This window comes from Kosakonia oryzendophytica (assembly GCF_027886705.1).
In the GTDB taxonomy this organism is placed as follows: Bacteria; Pseudomonadota; Gammaproteobacteria; order Enterobacterales; family Enterobacteriaceae; genus Kosakonia; species Kosakonia oryzendophytica.
Window position 1 is genome coordinate 3,510,533 of sequence record NZ_CP115659.1, and the last position, 22,018, is coordinate 3,532,550.

A 22,018-nucleotide genomic window follows, 5' to 3' on the forward strand; every position below is an offset into this window, starting at 1 on the left:
GCGCGTTGATGCTGAAAAGCGCCGGGAGATTTTGCGCATCCGTCCACCCGGTGTACCATCCCCGGATATGCTAATTTCAATATCGACCACGGAAAACGCCATGACTGCACGCGTTATTGCACTGGATTTAGACGGTACGCTACTCACCCCGAAAAAAACGCTTCTGCCCTCTTCCCTCGAAGCGCTGGCTCGCGCAAAAGCCGCCGGGCATCAGCTCATCATTGTGACCGGTCGGCATCATGTTGCCATCCATCCTTTTTATCAGGCACTGGCGCTGGATACACCTGCAATTTGTTGTAACGGCACTTATTTGTATGATTATCAGGCAAAAAAAGTGTTAAAAGCGGACCCGTTGCCCGTTCCACAAGCGTTACAGCTTATTCACCTGCTGGAAGAGCATGATATTCATGGTCTGATGTATGTCGATAACGCAATGGTCTACGAAAAACCGACCGGGCATGTCCTGCGCACCAATAACTGGGCGCAGTCACTGCCGCCAGAACAACGCCCGACTTTCCAACAGGTGAACTCTCTAGCGGAAACCGCACAGCACGTTGATGCTATCTGGAAATTCGCCCTCACCGATGAAGACACACAAAAGCTAAAAGCGTTTGCCCTTCACGTGGAGCAGACGCTGGGACTGGCGTGTGAGTGGTCGTGGCACGATCAGGTGGATATCGCCCGCAGCGGCAACAGCAAAGGGAAGCGCCTGGCCGAATGGGTCGCCTCGCAGGGACTCTCGATGCACAACGTGGTGGCATTTGGTGATAATTATAATGACATCAGCATGTTAAAAGCAGCAGGTGTTGGCGTGGCCATGGGCAATGCCACAGACGAGGTCAAAGCCCATGCCAATGTGGTGATTGGCGACAATACCGTCGACAGTATTGCCGGATTTATCTATAAAGAGCTGTTGTGATCAGGCGGTAATCGACACACTTTTGATTTGCGCGTACAACCACTGGCCAGGTTTGATGCTCAGTTCGTCCCTGGCCCAGGGGCTGATACGCGCCCACAAAGTGCGGCCAGCCACATCCAGTTGCACCTCAACCTGTCCATCAACATCAAAACACTCCACGACCTTCACCCGCAGACTATTACGGATACTGGTATTCATCAGAGGCTGTAGCGCCAGTGAAACATCAGTTGCTTGAATACGAACACGCAACGGGGTTTGCAGTGGGCTATCCACTTTATTGACCCAGATATGCTGATCGCCCAATGCCAGCGCTGTCATCGAATAGTGTGGGTGGTGTTCAAGCACACTGACTTTCAGAATGCTGCTTTGCTGATCCTGCGGCAACCACGGGTTCATCACCCTGCTGCCCCAGATATCCTCCAGATTGCCAAATGCTTTCACCTCCCCCGCTTCCAGTACCATCACTTTATCCGCCAGATGGAGGATCTCTTCCAGCGAGTGGCTGACATAGAGCATCGGAATATTGATTTCCCGCGCCAGACGTTGCAGGTACGGCAACAGCTCGCGCTTACGGGGAATATCGAGCGACGCCAGCGGTTCATCCAGCAACAACAGTTCCGGCGAGGTTAATAACGCGCGACCAATGGCAACACGCTGCTTCTCGCCTCCCGAGAGGCTACCGGGTAAACGATCAAGCAGCGGTTCAATCCCCAACAGCGCCACCAGCTTGTCAAACTGCCCGGCCATCGATTTCGCCATGCCATAACGCAGGTTTCCCCGCACTTTATAATGCGGGAACAGGCGCGCATCCTGGAAAACATACCCTACGCGGCGTTTCTCAGGCGGCAGGCAAATCTTGCTGGCGGTATCGAACAGCACGCGATTATTTAGCGCAATCCGCCCCTCTTGCGGGCGAGTCAGCCCACAAATGGCGTTAATCAGTGACGTTTTTCCCGCGCCGGATACGCCAAAAATGGCTGTAATGCCGCTCGCGGGCACGTTCTCAGCAATGCGTAATTGATGGGTTCCCAACGTTTGGGTGAAATTCAGTTCCAGCATGGCTTATCTCCCTGCCCGTTCACGACTGATACGCGCCAGCCACTCAGAAATCAGCAATGACACCAGCGCCAGAACAATAGAGATGACACACAGCCGCGCTGCCGCGCTTTCGCCACCCGGCATCTGGATCAAGGTGTACATCGCAGAAGGGATGGTGCGCGTTTCGCCCGGGATATTGGAAACAAAGGTAATGGTCGCGCCAAACTCACCCAGCGAGCGGGCAAATGCCAGCACTGTGCCGACAATAATCCCCGGCAGCGTCAGGGGGAAGGTTATGGTTAAAAATACGCGCCAGCGCCCGGCACCCAGCGTTCGTGCCGCCTGCTCCAGTTTGGTGTCGACACCTTCCAGAGCCAGACGGATAGCCCGCACCATCAGCGGAAACGACATCACTGCCGCCGCCAGCACTGCGCCGCGCCAGCTAAAAGCAAAAGTCATCCCGAACCAGTCGTACAGCCATTCGCCAATCACTCCGCGTCGTCCCATGACGATCAACAATAAGTAACCGACCACTACTGGCGGTAAGACCAACGGAAGATGAAGAAGACTATCGAGAAGCGCTTTGCCCGGAAACGTGCAGCGCACCAGTAACCAGGCAAAAAAGATCCCAAAGGGCAAACTGAAGACAACTGCCAGGGAAGAGACTTTAAGGCTCAGCAGAACCGCCTGCCATTCGGGATCCGTTAATATCATTCGTGCGTCGTAAATCCGTAACGTTTAAAGATTTCAGAAGCCTGCGGGCCTTTCAGGTAATCATAAAACGCGGTCACTGTCGCGTTTTTATGACCGTCGATAATCGCCAGCGGGTATTCCACTTTTTGGTGCGAATCTTCCGGAAAAGTCCCGACCACTTTAACCCCTTTGCTGGCGACGGCATCGGAGCCATAGACAATGCCTAAAGGCGCTTCATTACGCTCAACCAGCGCCAGCGCACCACGCACATCTTCCGCCGGAGCCAGTTTCGGCGACAGCGTTTCCCACGCGCCCAGTTTGGTCAGCGCTTCTTTCGCATAGAGGCCCGCCGGAACATGGTCCGGGTCGCCCACGGCCAGACGTCCGCCTTTCAACAGACTGTTCCAGTCTGTTTTGGCATTCACTGTTATATTGCTCTGCGCGCTGTTTTTCGGCGCGACCACCACCAGGCTGTTACCCAGCAAGGTTTCACGCGTCGCGGTGTCGATGGTTTTTTTCTCTATGGCGTAATCCATCCATTTCTGGTCTGCAGAAATAAACAGATCCGCAGGCGCACCGGCTTCGATCTGGCGCGCCAGCGTCGACGAAGAAGCAAACGAGGAGACGACCTCAACGTTTTTCTCTTTTTTATAAACCGCCGCGATATCCTGCATGGCGTTAGTCAATGACGCCGCTGCAAAAACGGTAATTTTCCCTTCTTCCGCCAGCGCGTGTCCAGCAACGGAAAACGCTAATGTCGCCCCGGCAAAAAGGCGTAGCCCTGTACGTACCATTCGTAACTCCTGTGAGTGTCGTTATATAAAATTAAACATAACGATAGTATCAGAGTTTACCGGTCAGAAGATAATACCCATCAAGAATGAGGGACATATGAAAAAACTATCGGCAGGGAGGGGACGATCTTGAGCGTAAAACGCCCACTTTCGCGGGCGTTTTAGCAAATGAATTAGCGCTGCTGGCTGGTGCGGTCGCGGCTGCCAACGCCGGAAAAGAGGTTAAACACTTCACCCAGACCATAGATCAATCCCAGGATGATCGCCATCACCACGGGGACCATGACTATGGCAAACACCAGACTTTTCAATAACTCTAACATGGTCAACTCCAGATATTGTGGATGATGCATTCTAGCCTGAACAGAGATAAAAACACTCGCCTTTTGTGCGATTGCATCCTTAACGCGGCCATCTATCTCCGGCGTCAGGCTAGGCTAAATTGCGCTTTTCCTTCACAATAGTCTTTTTGCCAGGACATTGCGTAATGCAGGCTGAAATTCTCCTTACTCTCAAACTCCAGCAGCGTCTTTTTGCCGATCCACGCCGTATCGCTCTTCTGAAGCAGATTGTAGAGACCGGCTCCATTAGCCAGGGCGCGAAAAACGCCAATATCAGTTACAAAAGCGCCTGGGACGCCATTAATGAGATGAACCAGTTGAGCGAACATACGCTGGTTGATCGCGCAACCGGGGGGAAAGGCGGCGGTGGCGCAGTGGTCACCCGCTACGGCCAGCGTTTGATCCAGCTTTATGATCTGCTGGGGCAAATCCAGCAAAAAGCCTTCGATGTGCTGAGCGACGATGACGTACTGCCATTAAACAGCCTGCTGGCGGCGATCTCCCGCTTCTCTTTGCAAACCAGCGCACGTAATCAGTGGTTTGGCACCATTACCAAACGCGATCGCCAACAGGTTCAGCAACATGTGGAAGTCCTGCTTGCGGACGGGACCACCCGCTTTAAAGTGGCGATCACCGCGCAAAGTGCCGAACGTCTGGGTCTCGACGAAGGCAAAGAGGTGCTGGTGCTGTTAAAAGCACCGTGGGTCAGCATCACTCAGGACGCGCAGCAGGCGGCACGAGCAGATAACCAACTGACCGGGCACATCAGCCATATTGAACGCGGCGAACAGCAGAGCGAAGTGTTGATGACGCTGCCGGATGGCCAGACGCTCTGCGCCATTGTACCCTCGCAGGATGTGGATAATTTGCAGGAACAGCGTCAGGTCACGGCATATTTTAATGCCGATCGCGTGATTATCGCCACGTTGTGCTGATTGCGTTGACAAACGGCGGCATTGCACGTATCCCTGAACTTCTACGCTGCATAAAATGGGATACAACATGTCATCATTGCAAATTTCGCAAGGCACGTTTCGTCTTAGTGATACCCGCACGCTGTACCTTGAACAATTAACCCTGCGCGCGGGTGAAAGCTGGGCATTCGTTGGCGCAAACGGAAGTGGTAAATCGGCGCTGGCCCGCGCCCTCGCCGGAGACCTGACGCTTCTGAAAGGCGAGCGCCGGTGCACGTTTGACCGCCTGACACGCCTCTCTTTTGAGCAACTGCAAAAGCTGGTCAGCGACGAGTGGCAACGGAATAACACCGATATGCTCAGTCCTGGCGAAGAGGACACCGGGCGAACCACCGCAGATATTATTCAGGATGAGGTGAAAGATCCGCAGCGCTGCGCGCATCTGGCAGCGCAATTTGGCATCACGCCGCTTCTTGAGCGCCGTTTTAAATACCTCTCAACCGGGGAAACCCGCAAAACCCTGCTCTGCCAGGCGCTGATGGCGGAGCCGGAGTTGTTGATCCTCGACGAACCTTTCGATGGGCTGGATGTCCACTCCCGCCAGCAACTGGCTGAACTGCTCGCACAACTGAATGCGGATGGCTATACCGTGGTACTGGTGCTCAATCGCTTTGATGAAATTCCTGCGTTTGTCCAACATGCCGGGGTACTGGTTGACTGTACGCTGACCGAAACCGGCGAAAAATCCGCCCTGTTGCAACAGGCCCTCATCGCCCAACTGGCGCACAGCGAAAAACTGACCGGAATAGCACTACCCGAGCCGGATGCACCACCAGCCCGCAACACACTGACGCCCGGCGCACCGCTGATCGTGCTCAGGAATGGGGTTGTCTCTTACAACGACCGCGCGATTATCAACCAGCTCTCATGGACGGTGAATCCCGGTGAACACTGGCAAATTGTCGGACCAAACGGCGCGGGTAAATCAACGCTGTTAAGCCTGGTAACCGGCGATCACCCACAGGGTTACAGCAACGATTTGACGCTGTTTGGCCGCCGTCGCGGCAGCGGTGAAACAATCTGGGACATCAAAAAACATATTGGTTATGTGAGCAGCAGCCTGCATCTGGATTACCGCGTGAGCACCAACGTGCGTAATGTCATTCTGTCGGGTTATTTTGACTCGATCGGTATTTACCAGGCGGTGTCAGACAAACAGCACAAGCTGGCGCAGCGTTGGCTTGATATTCTGGGTTTTGATGCCCGCACCGCAGACGCGCCATTCCATAGTCTCTCCTGGGGACAACAGCGACTGGCGCTGATTGTTCGCGCGCTGGTGAAACATCCGACGTTGCTGATCCTGGATGAACCCCTCCAGGGCCTGGATCCGCTTAATCGTCAGTTAATTCGCCGCTTTGTGGATGTGCTCATCAGCGAAGGCGATACCCAACTGTTATTTGTTTCCCACCACGCAGCGGATGCTCCGTCGTGTATTACCCACCGGCTGGAATTTGTACCGCAGGATGACGGATACCGTTATCACCTCTCAGCACAATGATTGCAGGGGTGCGCGCACCCCTGGCAAACGTCTGGAATATGGCTTTTTGTCCCCCTGGCTGATTGCCTGACTGCCGATGATGACTTATAACCTGCACGAGGCGATTTCCGGCACTTGCTGATATCGGCTGCTTTGCTGCACAGCAGTAAAGGGTTTTTCGGACTTATCACAATCATCGGGCAAAGCCAGTTATTGCGGGGTTTTTCCGGCGGTTGCCAACGAAACCGGCGAACAGAGAGCTCAGTGTAAACGATTCCACTATTTTATCCCATGTCACAGTTTTCACCTCTCTGTTATGCTAAGGTTTGTTCATACCATATGCCTAATGGAGTAAAATATGCGAGTTTTGGTTACAGGTGGTAGCGGTTACATTGGCAGTCATACCTGCGTCCAACTGCTACAAAATGGCCATGATGTCGTCATTCTCGACAACCTCTGCAACAGTAAACGTAGCGTACTGAAAGAGATCGAACGCTTCGGCGGTAAGACCGCTCTGTTTGTCGAAGGTGATATTCGCGATGAAGCCTTACTGGCGGAAATTCTCCACGACCACGCCATCGAAGCCGTGATCCATTTCGCCGGGCTGAAGGCCGTTGGCGAATCCGTGGCGAAACCGCTGGAATATTACGACAACAACGTAAACGGTACGCTGCGTCTGATTAGCGCCATGCGCGCCGCCAACGTGAAAAACTTTATTTTCAGTTCCTCCGCCACGGTCTACGGCGACCAGCCGAAGATCCCTTATGTTGAAAGCTTCCCGACCGGCACACCGCAAAGTCCATATGGCAAAAGCAAACTGATGGTCGAGCAGATCCTCACCGACCTGCAAAAAGCACAACCGGATTGGAGCATCGCCCTGCTGCGTTACTTCAACCCGGTTGGCGCGCATCCATCAGGCGATATGGGCGAAGATCCGCAGGGCATTCCAAACAACCTGATGCCGTACATTGCGCAAGTGGCAGTAGGCCGTCGCGATTCACTGGCGATTTTCGGTAGCGATTATCCGACGCCGGACGGTACTGGTGTGCGTGATTACATTCACGTGATGGACCTGGCGGACGGTCACGTTGCTGCCATGCAGCAACTGGCGGGCAAACAAGGCGTGCATATTTATAACCTCGGCGCAGGCGTTGGTAGTAGCGTACTGGATGTGGTTAACGCATTCAGTAAAGCCTGCGGTAAACCGGTGGCCTGGCACTATGCACCACGCCGGGAAGGCGATTTACCTGCTTACTGGGCAGACGCCTCCAAAGCCGATAAAGAGCTGAACTGGCGGGTCACCCGCACCCTTGACGAAATGGCAGAAGATACCTGGCGCTGGCAGTCCCGCCATCCGCAGGGCTACCCCGATTAAAGGAAAGGCAATGACGCAATTTAACCCGGTTGATCATCCGCATCGCCGTTATAACCCGTTGACCGGTCAGTGGATCCTGGTTTCACCGCATCGCGCTAAGCGCCCCTGGCAGGGGGCGCAGGAAACGCCAGCGAAACAGACCCTGCCCGCCCATGACCCGGACTGTTTCCTCTGTCCGGGAAATACCCGTGTAACCGGCGATAAAAACCCGGATTACACCAGCACCTACGTGTTTACTAACGACTTTGCCGCGTTGATGACCGATACGCCGGAAGCGCCGGAAAGCACCGATCCGCTGATGCGCACCCAGAGCGCGCGCGGCACCAGCCGGGTTATCTGTTTCTCTCCGGATCACAGCAAAACGTTGCCGGAACTGAGCGTCAGCGCCCTGGAAGAGGTGGTCACCACCTGGCAACAGCAAACCGCTGAACTGGGCCAAACCTATCCGTGGGTGCAGGTATTTGAAAACAAAGGCGCGGCGATGGGCTGCTCCAACCCGCATCCGCACGGTCAGGTGTGGGCAAACAGCTTCCTGCCCAACGAAGCCGAACGCGAAGATCGTTTGCAAAAAGAGTACGTTGCCGCGCATCACTCGCCGATGCTGGTGGATTATGTGCAGCGTGAACTGAAAGATGGCAGCCGTACGGTCGTGGAAACGGCGCACTGGTTAGCGGTTGTGCCTTACTGGGCGGCCTGGCCATTTGAAACCCTGCTGCTGCCGAAAGCGCATGTGCAACGCATTACCGGGTTAAGCGATGAACAGCGTAGCGACCTGGCGCTGGCATTGAAAAAACTGACCAGCCGCTATGACAACTTGTTCCAGTGCTCATTCCCTTACTCCATGGGCTGGCACGGTGCACCGTTTAACGGCGAGGAGAATCACCACTGGCAGCTTCATGCCCATTTCTACCCGCCGCTGCTGCGTTCCGCCACCGTGCGTAAATTTATGGTCGGCTATGAAATGCTGGCTGAAACTCAGCGCGATCTGACAGCAGAACAAGCCGCCGAGCGCCTGCGCGCCGTGAGTGACATCCATTTTCGCGAATCCGGAGAATAACAATGAGTCTGAAAGAGATCACCCAAGCCCTGTTTGCTGAAAAATTCGGCTACCCTGCCACCCACACGATTCAAGCGCCGGGCCGCGTTAACCTGATCGGTGAACACACCGACTATAACGATGGCTTTGTGCTGCCTTGCGCTATCGATTATCAAACCGTGATCAGTTGCGCCACGCGTACCGATCGCAAAGTGCGAGTGATTGCCGCCGATTACGCTAACCAGAGCGACGAATTCTCTCTTGATGCACCGATTGTCGCGCATGACAACCAACAGTGGTCGAACTACGTGCGCGGCGTGGTTAAACACCTGCAAAAACGGGATGCGAACTTTGGCGGTGCCGATCTGGTGATCAGCGGCAACGTGCCGCAGGGCGCAGGCTTGAGCTCTTCCGCCTCACTCGAAGTGGCGGTTGGTACGGTGTTCCAGCAGCTTTATCACCTGCCGCTGGATGGCGCGCAGATTGCGCTGAACGGCCAGGAAGCAGAAAACCAGTTTGTCGGCTGTAATTGCGGCATCATGGATCAGCTTATCTCCGCGCTGGGGAAAAAAGGCAGCGCGCTGCTGATCGACTGCCGCACGCTGGGCACCAGAGCCGTTTCCATGCCGCAAGGCGTGGCGATTGTAATCATTAACAGTAATTTCAAACGCACACTGGTGGGCAGTGAATACAATACCCGTCGCCAACAGTGCGAAACCGGGGCGCGTTTCTTCCAGCAAAAAGCTCTGCGCGATGTCAGTCTCGATCAGTTTAATGCCGTTGCGCATGAGCTGGATCCGCTGGTGGCCAAACGCGTGCGCCATGTGTTGACCGAAAATGCCCGCACCGTAGAAGCGGCAGACGCGCTGGAGAAAGGTGATTTGCAGCGCATGGGTGTGCTGATGGCGGAATCCCACGCATCGATGCGCGATGATTTTGAAATCACCGTGCCGCAAATCGACACGCTGGTGGAGATTGTCAAAGCCACCATCGGCGATAAAGGCGGCGTGCGCATGACCGGCGGCGGTTTCGGCGGCTGTGTTGTCGCGCTGGTGCCGGAAACACTGGTGCCAGCAGTGAAAGAGGCGGTGGAGCGTCAGTACGAAGCGAAAACTGGCATCAAAGAAACCTTCTATGTATGCAAACCTTCACAGGGAGCAGGACAGTGCTAAACGAATCCTCTGCAGCGGCCCCCGATGGGCTGCCCTTTCGTCTGATCACCCTGCGCAATCGCGCGGGGATGGTGGTGACACTGATGGACTGGGGCGCGACGCTATTATCCGCGCGCGTTCCCTTACAGGATGGTTCGGTGCGCGAGGCGTTGCTGGGTTGCGCGACGCCGGAGCACTACCTTCAACAGACGGCGTTTCTCGGCGCATCCGTGGGCCGTTATGCTAACCGCATCGCGAAAAGCCGCTTCGAACTGGGTGGACGAACTTACGCGCTGACGCCAAGCCAGGGCGAGAACCAACTCCACGGCGGCCCGGAAGGCTTTGATAAGCGCCGCTGGCGCATCGAACGTCAGAATGATAACGAAGTGGTGTTCGTGCTGAACTCACCGGATGGCGATCAGGGGTTCCCCGGTAATGTCCATGCCAGAGCACATTTCCGTCTTGGTGACGATCACCGTCTGGCTATCGAATACCGTGCGACAACCGATCAACCCTGCCCGGTAAACCTCACCAATCATGCTTACTTTAACCTTGATGGCGAGCAGTCAGATGTGCGCAATCATACCCTGCAAATTCTGGCCGATGCTTATCTGCCGGTAGACAGCATGGGGTTGCCGACCGACGGTCTGAAAAATGTGTCGCAAACCAGTTTTGACTTCCGGGAACCGAAAACCGTGGCGTGCGATTTTCTGGCCGATGACGATCAGCGTGCGGTGAAAGGCTACGATCACGCATTTTTATTGCAGGCCCGGGGTGATGTCAGCCAACCAGCAGCCCGTGTCTGGTCAGCAGACAAGCAGCTGGAAATGGCGGTTTATACCAGTGCGCCTGCGCTGCAGTTCTATTCCGGCAACTATCTCGACGGCACCCCCGCACGCGGCGGTAAAACCTACAATGCCTGGCAAGGTCTGGCGCTGGAAAGCGAATTTTTACCCGACAGCCCTAACCGCCCGGATTTCCCGCAACCGGATTGTGTTTTACTCCCCGGCGATGTCTATGCCAGTCTGACGGAATATCACTTTATTCCGCATTAATCCCCCGCCCTCCCCATGGAGGGCTTTTTTTCATCATCTTGCTGAAATAACCGCCAGTTATCGACAAAATCGCAACCCCTGATTCACAAGCACCTTACACTGAGCGGCTATTTTCGCTATGGTTAAGGGTAATCGTTGCCGTGGGTCTCTCCCCGGCAATATAATGAGAATTGTTATCATTCAATCAGGCTCACAGGAGTAAGTGTATGGCTGTTACTAAGCTGGTTCTGGTTCGTCACGGCGAAAGCCAGTGGAACAACGAAAACCGCTTCACCGGTTGGTACGATGTCGATTTGTCAGAGAAAGGCGTTGGCGAAGCGAAAGCAGCAGGCAAACTGCTGAAAGAAGAAGGCTACACCTTCGATTTTGCTTATACCTCTGTGCTGAAACGTGCCATCCATACGCTCTGGAACGTTCTGGACGAACTGGATCAGGCATGGCTGCCAGTCGAAAAAAGCTGGAAACTGAACGAACGTCACTACGGTGCGCTGCAAGGTTTGAACAAAGCAGAAACCGCTGAAAAATACGGTGACGAGCAGGTAAAACAGTGGCGTCGCGGTTTTGCCGTTACCCCGCCTGCGCTGACCAAAGATGATGAGCGTTTCCCGGGTCACGATCCGCGTTATGCAAAACTGACTGATGCAGAACTGCCGCAGACCGAAAGTCTGGCGCTGACCATCGATCGCGTGATCCCTTACTGGAACGAGACCATCCTGCCGCGTCTGAAAAGCGGTGAGCGTGTGATCATCGCCGCTCACGGTAACTCACTACGCGCGCTGGTGAAATACCTGGACAACATGAGTGAAGACGAGATCCTCGAACTGAACATCCCGACCGGCGTACCGCTGGTGTATGAGTTCGACGAAAACTTCAAACCGCTGAAACATTACTATCTCGGCAACGCGGATGAGATCGCCGCGAAAGCTGCTGCTGTTGCCAATCAGGGTAAAGCGAAGTAAGTGTTCAGCCATAAAAAAAGCGTGGATATCTCCACGCTTTTTTATTGGCGTAACAATTAGCGACGGCGCGCTTTCACGGCATCCGCTAACTGGCGCAGAAGCGCATCGGTATCTTCCCAGCCAATACACGCATCGGTAATGCTTTTACCGTACACCAGCGGCTCGCCGCTCTCCAGGCTCTGATTGCCCTCCACCAGGTGGCTTTCAATCATCACACCGATAATGGATTTTTCCCCTCCGGCGATTTGCTGACAAACATCGCTACCCACATCCATCTGCTTTTTAAACTGCTTGCAGGAATTAGCATGGCTGAAGTCAATCATCACCTGCGGTTCCAGTCCTGCCTTGCTGAGGCCTGTTTTCACTTCGGCAACGTGTTTTGCGCTGTAGTTCGGCTCTTTGCCGCCGCGCAGAATAATGTGGCAGTCGTTGTTACCCGCCGTATTCACAATGGCAGAGTGGCCCCATTTGGTCACAGACAGGAAGCAGTGCGGCGCGCTGGCAGCATTGATCGCGTCGATCGCCACTTTGATGGTGCCGTCGGTTCCGTTTTTAAAGCCCACCGGGCATGAAAGACCTGACGCCAGTTCACGGTGCACCTGCGATTCCGTCGTACGTGCACCAATCGCCCCCCAGCTCATCAGATCCGCCATGTATTGCGGCGTGATCATATCCAGGAACTCGCCTGCCGCCGGCAAACCTGCATCGTTGATTTCCAACAGTAACTTACGGGCGATTCGCAGACCGTCGTTGATCTGGAAGCTGTTGTCCATATGTGGATCGTTAATCAGCCCTTTCCAGCCGACGGTGGTGCGTGGTTTTTCAAAATAGACGCGCATGACCACTTCCAGCTCGCCCTTCAGCTCTTCACGCAGCGCCAGCAAACGTGAGGCGTACTCCTTCGCGGCAACGGGATCATGAATTGAACAAGGGCCAATCACCACCAGCAGACGATCATCATTACCCCGCAGGATCTTGTGAATCGCTTTACGAGCGTGGGAAACCGTGTTTGCAGCCTTTTCAGTGGCGGGGAATTTTTCAAGGAGTGCTACAGGGGGTAATAACTCATTGATCTCTTTGATGCGTAAATCGTCGTTCTGATAATTCATGATCTTTCCAGTGTCGCCATACTTTTTGTAATGAATGCAATCTTTCCAATCTATCTCGTCAGCCATGAAGTGTAAACGTGATTTTACACTTCGAACGGATAATTCCTGGAATTGCGCGAAAAGGCGTCATAAAGTAGCAAGCTTCCATATCGGGGCTACACTTTTTAACTGTAAATACTTTATTTTTGCATTTTATCGCTATTCCATGCTGCCGTAACGGTAAGCATTGGCATGTTCGACCACTGAGCGTGATTACTCGTTCGCGCTGCTTTTACCGCCTTACGGCGTGGTAAAAACGACCAGAACAGGAGCATCATGATGAAAATGAATAAATTAGCGACGCTTTTCCTCACCACGACCCTGGCCCTGTCAGGCGGTGCCGCCTGGGCTGCGGATACGACTTCGGGTACCACAGACAGCAGTAACGGGCAGGCGAATGCTGCAGCAGCGGCAGGGCAGCCAGCACCGGATGCGCATCAAAACCTTGTACCGAAGGAATCCGATAGCAGCAAAATTAATACCGGTGATAGCAACAGCAACAGCGGCACAATGCAGCATCCCAACGGCACCACCTCATCCACTCAACATATGAGTAAAGATGAGGTGCATAAAAACTCCATGTGTAAAGATGGTCGCTGCCCGGACATCAACAAAAAAGTTGAAACCGGTAATGGCAGCAATAATGACGTCAATACCAAAACGGACGGCACCACACAGTAAGGCGTGAAGGAATAAAAAAGGAGAGCTTCGGCTCTCCTTTTTTGTCGCCACGGCGTAAAAATCTGCAATGATGTAAGTCGCTAAGAGTAACAAGGAGACGGATCACAACGATGGCGCATTCACACTCGCACGCCCCGGCCGATGCCAACGCCCGCCGCTTATCGCTGGCCTTTGGCGTAACCGCTGTTTTTATGCTGATTGAGGTTGCAGGCGGTCTTTTTTCAGGCTCACTGGCGCTGCTCGCCGATGCAGGTCATATGCTGACCGATGCTGCGGCCCTGCTTTTTGCTCTACTGGCCGTGCACTTTGCCCGCCAACCCCCCAGCGCAAAACGCACGTTTGGTTGGCTTCGTCTCACCACGCTGGCCGCTTTCGTCAACGCGCTTGCGCTGGTGTTCATCACCGTCCTGATTGTCTGGGAAGCGTTTCAACGCTTTTCACATCCGCAGCCTGTTGCAGGGGCAACAATGATGGTGATCGCCATTGCCGGGCTGCTGGCGAATGTGCTGGCATTCTGGTTACTGCATCGCGGTAGCGAGGAGAAGAACCTCAATGTTCGCGCCGCTGCGCTGCATGTGCTGGGCGATTTGCTCGGGTCAGTTGGCGCGATCATCGCCGCGTTGATTATCCTGTTCACCAACTGGACGCCAATCGATCCGATCTTGTCAGTGCTGGTTTCGTTACTGGTGTTGCGTAGCGCATGGCGGCTACTGAAAGAGAGCGTCAATGAGTTACTGGAAGGCGCGCCTGGCTCGCTGGACATTGGCGCGCTCAAGCGCCACCTGCATCGTGCTATACCGGAAGTGCGCGATGTCCATCATGTTCATGTCTGGCTGGTGGGAGAAAAACCGCTGATGACTCTGCATGTGCAGGTTATCCCACCGCACGATCATGACAAACTGCTCGGCGATATCCAGCATTTCCTGATGCATCATTATGCTATTGAGCATGTGACGATACAGATGGAGTACCAGGCTTGTAACGGGCCAGACTGCCACCTGGGCGAGACGCAGCCTGACCCTCACCATTCACACCACCATTAATGAGAAAACGCGTGAGACCCGCGCTCACGCGCGCTGTTTATCCACATTCGACTGCCATTAAGCGCGATAAAGGTCAGCAGCATATACTCCAGCGACATGGCCCATACGCCTTGCAGCGCGAAAATCACCACGCTAATCACGTTGATAATGACCCACAGCAGCCAGTTTTCGACGTATTTGCGGGTCATCAGGATCATCGCCACGATGGAAAGCACCATCATGCAGGCGTCCCAGAACGGGAACGCATCCGGCTGTAGCGTTGGCATTGCAACATTCATCCCCAGGGTTTGCATTGCCGCCACCGCTATCTTCGTCAGCACAGCAAATACGGGATCGATAAAAAGGGTCATTAACCCAATGGCCAGTACGCAGATCGCCAGCCAGGTTAATGCTTTCGATAATGGCAACCAGCGGATTTGCAACGCCGCTTCGTTTTGCGACGTTTGCCGTGACCAGGCGTACCAGCCGTAAATATTTGCCGCAAAGAAAAAGAGCTGCAGCAGCAGGCTGGCATAGAGTTGGATCTGGAAGAAGATAATGGCGAATAAGGTTACGTTGATAAGCCCAAAGGCGTAATTGCTGATTTTCTCCAGGCTTGCCAGCCAGATACAGAGCAAGCCCGCCAGTGTTCCTGTCGCTTCAATCCATGAAAGATCGTACCCACCGGCGCCAATCGGAATATGCACCAGGATATTCTGTGTACTAAAAAAATCCATTCTTTCCCCAGAGCGTAATACTACGCGTGGCCAACATGTTAAGAACGTAGTGTAGCTGCAAAATCAAGCATGCGGTTAAGTGGCAGCAGAGCGCCTTCCCGTAGGGCGGCATCAACATGGATCTCGTGTGCTGCACCGCCATTTTCCAGTCCTTCAGCAATCGCTTTCAGGCCATTCATTGCCATCCACGGGCAATGTGCACAGCTCCGGCAGGTCGCCCCCTCTCCGGCTGTTGGCGCTTCGAGCAACTCTTTCTCCGGCACGGCCTGCTGCATTTTGTAAAAAATACCGCGGTCGGTGGCGACAATCAGTTGCGAGTGCGGCAGCGTTTTAGCGGCATGAATCAACTGACTGGTCGATCCAACCGCATCCGCCAGGTTAACCACAGATTGCGGTGATTCGGGGTGTACGAGAATAGCGGCGTCCGGGTACAGCGCTTTCATCCGCATCAGCGCCTGGGTTTTGAACTCGTCATGCACAATACAAGCGCCTTGCCAACACAACACATCTGCGCCCGTTTGTTTTTGCACGTAGCTTCCCAGATGACGATCCGGTGCCCAGATAATCTTTTCGCCGAGGCTGTCGAGGTGCTCAATCAATTCAACCGCAATGCTGGAGGTAACAACCCAGTCTGCGCGGGCTTTGACCGCCGCCGAGGTGTTGGCATAAACCACCACCGTGCGATCGGGATGCGCATCGCAAAAAGCCGTAAATTCATCAATCGGACAACCCAGATCCAGCGAACATTCGGCATTGAGCGTTGGCATCAGAATGGTTTTTTCCGGGCTGAGAATTTTGGCGGTTTCGCCCATAAAACGCACACCCGCGACCAACAGCGTTGAAGCCGGGTGCTTCGCACCAAAGCGCGCCATTTCCAGAGAGTCTGAAATACAGCCGCCGGTCTCTTCCGCCAGTTGCTGGATTTCCGGATCGGTATAGTAGTGAGCCACCATCACCGCATTACGCTCTTTCAGCAGGCGTTTGATTTTTTCGCGGTAAAACGCTTTTTCATCCTGACGCAACGGCGCGGGTTTAGGAGGGAAAGGATAGATTGCAGCTTCGGGATCGAACATTACGCTCATCATGCTTACTCGTTTTGCTTGCTTAACTAAATAACCAGAACAACGGTTCATAATGGCGTCGTCGCGCCACGCGTGTTTTGTATACTAAACAAGATAGCCGATTACGCAAAAAATGTCGTGGGGAATTTTCAAAAGTGCGCGGTTATGATCCGGCGAGATATACCTGTGGCATCCAGGTGTGCTAAATGCAGAGCATTCCCTTTGGATGGTGGTTAGTGGTTGCCTCTATCCGAATCGGAAAACAGAAAGCAAAAAAGCGCCTTTAGGGCGCTTTTTTACATTGGTGGGTCGTGCAGGATTCGAACCTGCGACCAATTGATTAAAAGTCAACTGCTCTACCAACTGAGCTAACGACCCCTTACGGGATTGTTCTTCGAAGTTAACCATCACCAGCCGAAGTGGTGGGTCGTGCAGGATTCGAACCTGCGACCAATTGATTAAAAGTCAACTGCTCTACCAACTGAGCTAACGACCCATACAGGTAGTGACTTCGAAGATAAATTTACTTTGGTCCACATTACGTGGTGGGTCGTGCAGGATTCGAACCTGCGACCAATTGATTAAAAGTCAACTGCTCTACCAACTGAGCTAACGACCCGAGTGGTGGGTGATGACGGGATCGAACCGCCGACCCCCTCCTTGTAAGGGAGGTGCTCTCCCAGCTGAGCTAATCACCCGATACTACGCTGGATACTGCTTAAAGTGGTGGGTCTTACAGGATGATTCAGCTTTCGCTTCGTCTTTCGGGGCGTTGCTACGCAACGTTGTCCTTTACCTTCTGCATTACCACTACTGTTCAAAAGTTGGTGGGTCGTGCAGGATTCGAACCTGCGACCAATTGATTAAAAGTCAACTGCTCTACCAACTGAGCTAACGACCCAACTTTTGCATTGCTTCCGGTTTATGTGATATCCCGTGGCAACGGCGGCATATATTACTGATTTAAGAATTCAGCGCAACAACAATTTCGATGTAAATCACCTGACTGCTTATGATTCAGGCGACAAGACCAGAAAAAACACGATTTCTGGTCATGCGCTATGCATTACATCGAACCAAGGCGTTTTTGCGCTTGTTTGGCGCCATCGGTACCAGGGTATTTGCTGACCACCTGCTGGTAAACCGCTTTCGCTTTTGCGCTGTCCCCTTTGTCCTGCATGATTACACCGACTTTAAACATCGCATCGGGCGCTTTCGGCGACTTAGGGTAGTTCTTCACCACAGAGGCGAAGTAGTATGCAGCGTCGTCTTTTTTACCCTTGTTGTAATTCAACTGACCGAGCCAATAGTTGGCGTTCGGGATATAGGTTGAATCCGGGTATTTTTTGACGAAATTCTGGAAAGCAACGAGGGCATCGTCCTGGCGGGATTTATCCTGCACCAGCGCAATCGCAGCATTGTAATCGGTATTAGCGTCGCCGCTCTGCACAGGTGCGCCAGAAGTGGCCGCTCCCGTATTTGCTGCGCCGCTATCCGCTGCTGGAGCCTGAGCCGAACCACCCTGAGCGCCAGAAGCTTGCTGCGTCTGACCCGCGCCAGCACCGCTACCAAGATTGTTCATTTGCAACAGAATTTGCTTCTGCTGCTCAACAATCTGATTCAACTGATACTGACTTTCCTGGATTTGCCCACGGAGCGTATCAATATCGGCCTGATTATCAGAGAGTTGTTGCTGAAGTTGGGTTAAAAGCTGGCTGTGAGCATTGGAAATACGCTCGAGTTGAGTGACACGGTCTTCGACCGAGCCTGAGCCGACACTACTGATTGGCGCCTGAGCATTAGCGGCCCAGGGGGCCGCTATGCCAACCAGTAACGACAGACTCAACAGATGATGTCTGAAGTTACTGCTCATGCAATTCTCTTAGTAAACCAGTACGGCGCGACGGTTTTTAGCGTAAGCCGCTTCGTCGTGACCCAGTACTGCAGGTTTTTCTTTACCGTAAGAAACGATGGAGATCTGGTCAGCGGAAACGCCTTTACCCTGCAGGTACATTTTAACGGCGTTAGCACGACGTTCGCCCAGGGAGATGTTGTATTCCGGAGTACCACGTTCGTCAGCATGACCTTCTACGGTAACTTTGTAGGACGGGTTGCTACGCAGGAAGTTTGCGTGTGCGTCCAACATCGCAGCGAAGTCAGAACGGATGTCATACTTGTCCAGATCGAAGTAAACAATATTGTTCTGCTGCAGCTGTTGCATCTGCAGACGAGCTTGTTCTTCGGAGGACATGTTGCCGTTACCGTTCATGCCAGTGCCAGCACCCATCATGCCTTCGCCGCTCTGGTCGCTTGCATTCTTGTGAGAAGAACATGCAGCGATTGCCATAACAGGCAGAGCCAGCATCAGGCCTTTCAGCACTTTGTTCAGTTGCATTTCCTTGATTCCTTTTATAATCAACTATTTATTATCACAGATACGGCGACCAGGCAGGGAATTTTACCTGTCCATCAGTTGCCGGAAGACGCGCTTTGAAACGCCCATCTGTAGAAACCAGATTCAGCACGGATCCCATCCCCTGAGAAGAGCTGTAGATTACCATTGTGCCGTTTGGTGCCAGACTTGGCGTTTCGTCCAGGAACGTTGACGACAGAACTTGTACGCCACCCGTTACCAGATCCTGCTTAGCGATGTGTTGCTGACCACCTTCAGAGCTCACCATCACCATAAATTTACCGTCGCTGCTGACGTCAGCATCCTGGTTCTGAGAACCCTGCCAGGAAATACGCTGCGCGCCACCACCGTTAACACTCACTTTATACACCTGCGGACGACCAGCCTGGTCAGACGTAAAGGCCAGGTTCTGGCTATCCGGGAACCAGGTCGGTTCGGTGTTGTTACTGCGACCATCCGTTACCTGGCGAATCTGGCCAGAACCGACGTCCATCACATAGATATTCAGACTACCGCTTTTAGAGAGTGCAAACGCCAGCTTAGAACCGTCCGGAGAGAATGCAGGCGCACCGTTATGACGCGGGAATGAAGCAACCTGACGGATGCTGGCATTCGCCAGAGTCTGGATAACCAGCGCGGAACGACCGCTTTCGAAGGTTACGTAAGCCAGTTTGGAACCGTCCGGAGACCACGCCGGAGACATCAGCGGCTGCGGCGACTTGTGCACCAGGAACTGATTGTAACCATCGTAGTCGGAAACGCGCAGTTCATAGGGGAACTGGCTGTTTGCGGTTTGCACCACGTAAGCGATACGGGTACGGAACGCGCCTTTAATGCCTGTCAGTTTTTCGAACACTTCGTCGCTGGCAGCATGAGCAGCGTAACGCAGCCACTGTTTGTTCACTTTAAAGGAGTTCTGCGCCAGCACGGTACCCGGTGCACCACCGGTATCAACCAGCTGATAAGCAACGTTGTAGCTGCCGTCAGGATTCGGGGTTACCTGACCAACGATCACTGCATCGATGCCCAGCGCCGACCATGCGGCAGGCTGAACTTCCTGAGCGCTACCCGGTTGCTGCGGCAGACGGGAACGATCGAGTGGATTGAATTTGCCGCTGTTGCGCAGATCTGCCGCAACAATGCCGCCTGCATCTTCAGGCGCAGCGCCAGGACCAGCCCACTGGAATGGCACAACGCCAATCGGGCGTGCCGAGTCCACCCCCTGGGTGATCTCGATACGTACTTCTGCATGCAGCACCGCTGCCCACAGCATCAGAAAACCAAATGCAACACGTAATGCCTGCTTCATCATATCTCCCTTATCCGGGCGGAAAACCCGCGATAATTTAGCAGAATTTTAACAAACTCAATAAGACAAAACTACCCGCGTCAGGACACCCTTCGCACGATTTCCCCTCGCAGGCTGCGAGGGAAAGTGTACCTTAAGGTTTGAAGTCCAGCGGCGCATTTTTGAACACTTCATACACTGCCTGGCTCGGCGGCTTCGGCATTTTTGCCTGTTTTGCTGCAGCAAGCGCAGCCTGGCAAAGTGCCGGATCGCCACCTTCCGACTGAATATCTAACAGCATGCCATCAGGCGCCAGCTTGACGCGTAATGTACAGGTTTTCCCCGCATAGGAGGAAGCATCATAGAAGCGGCTTTCAATCGCCGATTTAATCTGCCCTGCGTAGTTACTGATATCCGCGCCGGAAGCGCCGTTATTCTTAGTGTTACCCGAACCGGCTGGCGACGCGCTGTTTCCTTTCGCACCTCCGCCCGTTTTCGGCGCATTCTTACCGGAACTTAAATCGCCAAACAGATCGTCCACGCCTTCAGCAGCCGCGGCTTTCTCTGCGGCGGCTTTCTTGGCGGCAGCGGCCTTCTCTGCTGCTGCTTTTTTATCAGCAGCTGCTTTTTCGGCGGCGGCTTTCTTCTCAGCGGCTGCCTTTTCAGCGGCTGCCGCTTTCGCTGCAGCGGCCTTCTCTGCCGCAGCGGCTTTTTCTGCTGCTGCTTTTTCAGCCGCGGCCTGTTTAGCCGCTTCCGCCTGCGCTTTCTTCTCGGCGTCAGCCTGGGCTTTCTTCGCAGCCTCTGCCTCTGCCTTTTTCTTCGCATCAGCAGCCGCTTTAGCCGCTTCGGCTTCCGCTTTTTTCTGTGCGTCGGCTGCGGCTTTTTTCGCGGCTTCTTCCGCTGCTTTAGCCTGGGCTTCCGCTTTCGCTTTCGCATCGGCAGCCGCTTTCGCCGCCGCTTCTTCAGCCTGTTTCTGCTGCTGCTGCGCTTTCTTCGCGGCTTCCTCAGCCTGCTTCTGCTGTTCGGCCTGTTCGCGCGCCGCTTCCTGCGCCTGCAAACGCTCCTGCTCCAGCTGTTTCAGACGCTCCTGCTCGGCGGCCTGCTTTTCACGCAGCTCTTCCGCCTGCTGTTGCGCCTGTTTTTCACGCTGTTCTTTGGCTCGTTGCGCACTGGCTTGCTGCTGCTGTTGGCGATTGTAATTATCAACAACAGCGCCCGGATCGACCATCACCGCGTCTATTGCTGAACCGCCACCGCCGCCCGCAGAAGCATCAATATGCTCATCGAACGAACTCCAGATCAGCAGCGCCACCAAAATCACGTGTAGCACTGCAGAAATGATTATCGCTCGCTTAAGCTTGTCGTTTTGTACGGTTGCCTTTGACACTCTCGGTTCCCAAAAACTGTCCGCCTGTTATGCCGGTGATCAGATAGGCTGCGTCATCAAGCCGACCGACTTCACACCCGCGCTATGTAACAGGTTCAGCGCTTTAATGATTTCATCGTACGGCACGTCTTTAGCGCCGCCGATCAAGAACACGGTTTTCGGATTGGATTGCAGGCGTCGCTGCGCCTCTGCAATCACCTGCTCTGGCGGTAGCTGATCCATACGATCTTTCTCTACCACCACGCTGTATTGCCCGACACCGGAAACCTCAATAATGACCGGAGGATCATCGTTGGTGCTGACCGTCTGCGACTGTGTCGCATCCGGCAGATCGACCTCAACGCTTTGCGTGATAATCGGTGCCGTCGCCATAAAAATCAGCAACAGCACCAGCAACACGTCCAGCAACGGTACAATGTTGATTTCGGACTTGAGGCCACGACTGCCCCGTCCACGCGATCTGGCCATG

Annotated in this window: 22 protein-coding genes and 5 tRNA genes; 10 read left to right on the forward strand and 17 right to left on the reverse strand. The window is 53.9% G+C overall.

Annotated elements, in window-relative coordinates; translation table 11 throughout:
* Positions 1-100: 100 nt before the first annotated feature.
* The gene (locus tag O9K67_RS17015) at positions 101-919 is read left to right on the forward strand and encodes a pyridoxal phosphatase (RefSeq protein ID WP_061494519.1); all 819 of its coding nucleotides are present in this window, start codon (positions 101-103) and stop codon (positions 917-919) included.
* Here the strand turns inward: O9K67_RS17015 and modC are convergent, their stop codons facing one another.
* The 4 genes from modC to O9K67_RS17035 form a co-directional block, all read right to left on the reverse strand.
* Complete coding sequence (modC, locus tag O9K67_RS17020) at positions 920-1,978, reverse strand: molybdenum ABC transporter ATP-binding protein ModC (RefSeq protein WP_061494518.1); 1,059 nt, start codon at positions 1,976-1,978, stop codon at positions 920-922.
* A gap of 3 nt (positions 1,979-1,981) precedes the next feature.
* Positions 1,982-2,671, reverse strand: a complete 690-nt coding sequence (gene modB / locus O9K67_RS17025) for a molybdate ABC transporter permease subunit (RefSeq protein WP_061494517.1) — start codon at positions 2,669-2,671, stop codon at positions 1,982-1,984.
* Positions 2,668-3,444, reverse strand: a complete 777-nt coding sequence (modA, locus tag O9K67_RS17030; protein ID WP_061494516.1) for a molybdate ABC transporter substrate-binding protein — start codon at positions 3,442-3,444, stop codon at positions 2,668-2,670. Before modA ends, modB begins: the two co-directional genes overlap by 4 nt.
* Before the next feature lie 173 nt (positions 3,445-3,617).
* Positions 3,618-3,767, reverse strand: coding sequence for an AcrZ family multidrug efflux pump-associated protein (locus O9K67_RS17035; protein WP_071889949.1), 150 nt, complete (start codon positions 3,765-3,767; stop codon positions 3,618-3,620).
* Positions 3,768-3,931: 164 nt separating this feature from the next.
* On the opposite strand from O9K67_RS17035, the gene modE reads away from it, so the two are divergent.
* The 7 genes from modE (at position 3,932) to gpmA (ending at position 11,812) form a co-directional block, all read left to right on the forward strand.
* Positions 3,932-4,720 carry a molybdenum-dependent transcriptional regulator gene (gene modE, locus O9K67_RS17040; protein ID WP_061494515.1) on the forward strand — a complete coding sequence of 263 codons (789 nt, stop codon included), beginning with the start codon at positions 3,932-3,934 and terminating at the stop codon, positions 4,718-4,720.
* A gap of 67 nt (positions 4,721-4,787) precedes the next feature.
* A complete protein-coding gene (modF, locus tag O9K67_RS17045; protein ID WP_061494514.1) occupies positions 4,788-6,257 on the forward strand; it encodes a molybdate ABC transporter ATP-binding protein ModF in 1,470 nt (489 codons plus the stop codon).
* A gap of 337 nt (positions 6,258-6,594) precedes the next feature.
* Positions 6,595-7,611 carry a UDP-glucose 4-epimerase GalE gene (gene galE / locus O9K67_RS17050; protein WP_061494513.1) on the forward strand — a complete coding sequence of 339 codons (1,017 nt, stop codon included), beginning with the start codon at positions 6,595-6,597 and terminating at the stop codon, positions 7,609-7,611.
* Between the two features lie 10 nt (positions 7,612-7,621).
* Positions 7,622-8,668, forward strand: coding sequence for a galactose-1-phosphate uridylyltransferase (gene galT / locus O9K67_RS17055; protein ID WP_061494512.1), 1,047 nt, complete (start codon positions 7,622-7,624; stop codon positions 8,666-8,668).
* 2 nt (positions 8,669-8,670) lie between these two features.
* Positions 8,671-9,819, forward strand: coding sequence for a galactokinase (gene galK / locus O9K67_RS17060; RefSeq protein ID WP_061494511.1), 1,149 nt, complete (start codon positions 8,671-8,673; stop codon positions 9,817-9,819).
* Positions 9,813-10,853: a galactose-1-epimerase gene (gene galM / locus O9K67_RS17065; protein ID WP_061494510.1), complete on the forward strand. Its 1,041-nt coding sequence runs from the start codon at positions 9,813-9,815 to the stop codon at positions 10,851-10,853. Before galK ends, galM begins: the two co-directional genes overlap by 7 nt.
* 206 nt (positions 10,854-11,059) lie before the next feature.
* Positions 11,060-11,812: a 2,3-diphosphoglycerate-dependent phosphoglycerate mutase gene (gene gpmA, locus O9K67_RS17070; RefSeq protein WP_061494509.1), complete on the forward strand. Its 753-nt coding sequence runs from the start codon at positions 11,060-11,062 to the stop codon at positions 11,810-11,812.
* A gap of 56 nt (positions 11,813-11,868) precedes the next feature.
* Here the strand turns inward: gpmA and aroG are convergent, their stop codons facing one another.
* Complete coding sequence (aroG, locus tag O9K67_RS17075; protein WP_061494508.1) at positions 11,869-12,921, reverse strand: 3-deoxy-7-phosphoheptulonate synthase AroG; 1,053 nt, start codon at positions 12,919-12,921, stop codon at positions 11,869-11,871.
* A gap of 318 nt (positions 12,922-13,239) precedes the next feature.
* Here aroG and O9K67_RS17080 point away from each other — a divergent pair, with 318 nt between their 5' ends.
* Together O9K67_RS17080 and zitB are read left to right on the forward strand one after the other, a co-directional pair.
* Positions 13,240-13,641 (forward strand): protein YbgS, encoded by a 402-nt coding sequence (locus O9K67_RS17080; RefSeq protein WP_061494507.1) that lies wholly within the window; start codon positions 13,240-13,242, stop codon positions 13,639-13,641.
* A gap of 110 nt (positions 13,642-13,751) precedes the next feature.
* Positions 13,752-14,684: a CDF family zinc transporter ZitB gene (gene zitB, locus O9K67_RS17085; RefSeq protein WP_061494506.1), complete on the forward strand. Its 933-nt coding sequence runs from the start codon at positions 13,752-13,754 to the stop codon at positions 14,682-14,684.
* Here zitB and pnuC read toward each other — a convergent pair.
* The 12 genes from pnuC to tolR form a co-directional block, all read right to left on the reverse strand.
* Positions 14,681-15,400 (reverse strand): nicotinamide riboside transporter PnuC, encoded by a 720-nt coding sequence (pnuC, locus tag O9K67_RS17090; RefSeq protein ID WP_061494505.1) that lies wholly within the window; start codon positions 15,398-15,400, stop codon positions 14,681-14,683. The genes zitB and pnuC overlap by 4 nt on opposite strands.
* 38 nt (positions 15,401-15,438) lie before the next feature.
* Positions 15,439-16,482: a quinolinate synthase NadA gene (nadA, locus tag O9K67_RS17095; protein ID WP_061499901.1), complete on the reverse strand. Its 1,044-nt coding sequence runs from the start codon at positions 16,480-16,482 to the stop codon at positions 15,439-15,441.
* A 281-nt stretch (positions 16,483-16,763) separates the two neighbouring features.
* Positions 16,764-16,839: transfer RNA gene (locus O9K67_RS17100), tRNA-Lys, on the reverse strand.
* A gap of 42 nt (positions 16,840-16,881) precedes the next feature.
* A tRNA-Lys gene (locus O9K67_RS17105) sits at positions 16,882-16,957 on the reverse strand.
* 47 nt (positions 16,958-17,004) lie between these two features.
* Positions 17,005-17,080, reverse strand: a tRNA-Lys gene (locus O9K67_RS17110).
* Positions 17,081-17,083: 3 nt separating this feature from the next.
* Positions 17,084-17,159: transfer RNA gene (locus O9K67_RS17115), tRNA-Val, on the reverse strand.
* Positions 17,160-17,286: 127 nt separating this feature from the next.
* Positions 17,287-17,362, reverse strand: a tRNA-Lys gene (locus tag O9K67_RS17120).
* Between the two features lie 165 nt (positions 17,363-17,527).
* On the reverse strand, positions 17,528-18,334 hold the full coding sequence (cpoB, locus tag O9K67_RS17125; RefSeq protein WP_061494504.1) for a cell division protein CpoB: 807 nt from the start codon (positions 18,332-18,334) through the stop codon (positions 17,528-17,530).
* A 9-nt stretch (positions 18,335-18,343) separates the two neighbouring features.
* On the reverse strand, positions 18,344-18,856 hold the full coding sequence (pal, locus tag O9K67_RS17130) for a peptidoglycan-associated lipoprotein Pal (protein WP_061494503.1): 513 nt from the start codon (positions 18,854-18,856) through the stop codon (positions 18,344-18,346).
* A gap of 34 nt (positions 18,857-18,890) precedes the next feature.
* Positions 18,891-20,183 (reverse strand): Tol-Pal system beta propeller repeat protein TolB, encoded by a 1,293-nt coding sequence (gene tolB, locus O9K67_RS17135; protein WP_061494502.1) that lies wholly within the window; start codon positions 20,181-20,183, stop codon positions 18,891-18,893.
* Between the two features lie 133 nt (positions 20,184-20,316).
* Entirely contained in the window at positions 20,317-21,549 is a 1,233-nt protein-coding gene (gene tolA / locus O9K67_RS17140) for a cell envelope integrity protein TolA (protein WP_061494501.1), read from the reverse strand.
* Positions 21,550-21,588: 39 nt separating this feature from the next.
* The gene (gene tolR / locus O9K67_RS17145; RefSeq protein WP_061494500.1) at positions 21,589-22,017 is read right to left on the reverse strand and encodes a colicin uptake protein TolR; all 429 of its coding nucleotides are present in this window, start codon (positions 22,015-22,017) and stop codon (positions 21,589-21,591) included.
* Between the last annotated feature and the right edge of the window lies 1 nt (position 22,018).

Excerpts from the sequence above, each read along its gene's own strand:
- O9K67_RS17015 (WP_061494519.1), top strand. The coding sequence starts at position 101 with ATGACTGCACGCGTTATTGCACTGGATTTAGACGGTACGCTACTCACC.
- modC (WP_061494518.1), bottom strand. The coding sequence starts at position 1,978 with ATGCTGGAACTGAATTTCACCCAAACGTTGGGAACCCATCAATTACGC.
- modB (WP_061494517.1), bottom strand. The coding sequence starts at position 2,671 with ATGATATTAACGGATCCCGAATGGCAGGCGGTTCTGCTGAGCCTTAAA.
- modA (WP_061494516.1), bottom strand. The coding sequence starts at position 3,444 with ATGGTACGTACAGGGCTACGCCTTTTTGCCGGGGCGACATTAGCGTTT.
- O9K67_RS17035 (WP_071889949.1), bottom strand. The coding sequence starts at position 3,767 with ATGTTAGAGTTATTGAAAAGTCTGGTGTTTGCCATAGTCATGGTCCCC.
- modE (WP_061494515.1), top strand. The coding sequence starts at position 3,932 with ATGCAGGCTGAAATTCTCCTTACTCTCAAACTCCAGCAGCGTCTTTTT.
- modF (WP_061494514.1), top strand. The coding sequence starts at position 4,788 with ATGTCATCATTGCAAATTTCGCAAGGCACGTTTCGTCTTAGTGATACC.
- galE (WP_061494513.1), top strand. The coding sequence starts at position 6,595 with ATGCGAGTTTTGGTTACAGGTGGTAGCGGTTACATTGGCAGTCATACC.
- galT (WP_061494512.1), top strand. The coding sequence starts at position 7,622 with ATGACGCAATTTAACCCGGTTGATCATCCGCATCGCCGTTATAACCCG.
- galK (WP_061494511.1), top strand. The coding sequence starts at position 8,671 with ATGAGTCTGAAAGAGATCACCCAAGCCCTGTTTGCTGAAAAATTCGGC.
- gpmA (WP_061494509.1), top strand. The coding sequence starts at position 11,060 with ATGGCTGTTACTAAGCTGGTTCTGGTTCGTCACGGCGAAAGCCAGTGG.
- aroG (WP_061494508.1), bottom strand. The coding sequence starts at position 12,921 with ATGAATTATCAGAACGACGATTTACGCATCAAAGAGATCAATGAGTTA.
- O9K67_RS17080 (WP_061494507.1), top strand. The coding sequence starts at position 13,240 with ATGAAAATGAATAAATTAGCGACGCTTTTCCTCACCACGACCCTGGCC.
- zitB (WP_061494506.1), top strand. The coding sequence starts at position 13,752 with ATGGCGCATTCACACTCGCACGCCCCGGCCGATGCCAACGCCCGCCGC.
- pnuC (WP_061494505.1), bottom strand. The coding sequence starts at position 15,400 with ATGGATTTTTTTAGTACACAGAATATCCTGGTGCATATTCCGATTGGC.
- nadA (WP_061499901.1), bottom strand. The coding sequence starts at position 16,482 with ATGAGCGTAATGTTCGATCCCGAAGCTGCAATCTATCCTTTCCCTCCT.
- cpoB (WP_061494504.1), bottom strand. The coding sequence starts at position 18,334 with ATGAGCAGTAACTTCAGACATCATCTGTTGAGTCTGTCGTTACTGGTT.
- pal (WP_061494503.1), bottom strand. The coding sequence starts at position 18,856 with ATGCAACTGAACAAAGTGCTGAAAGGCCTGATGCTGGCTCTGCCTGTT.
- tolB (WP_061494502.1), bottom strand. The coding sequence starts at position 20,183 with ATGAAGCAGGCATTACGTGTTGCATTTGGTTTTCTGATGCTGTGGGCA.
- tolR (WP_061494500.1), bottom strand. The coding sequence starts at position 22,017 with ATGGCCAGATCGCGTGGACGGGGCAGTCGTGGCCTCAAGTCCGAAATC.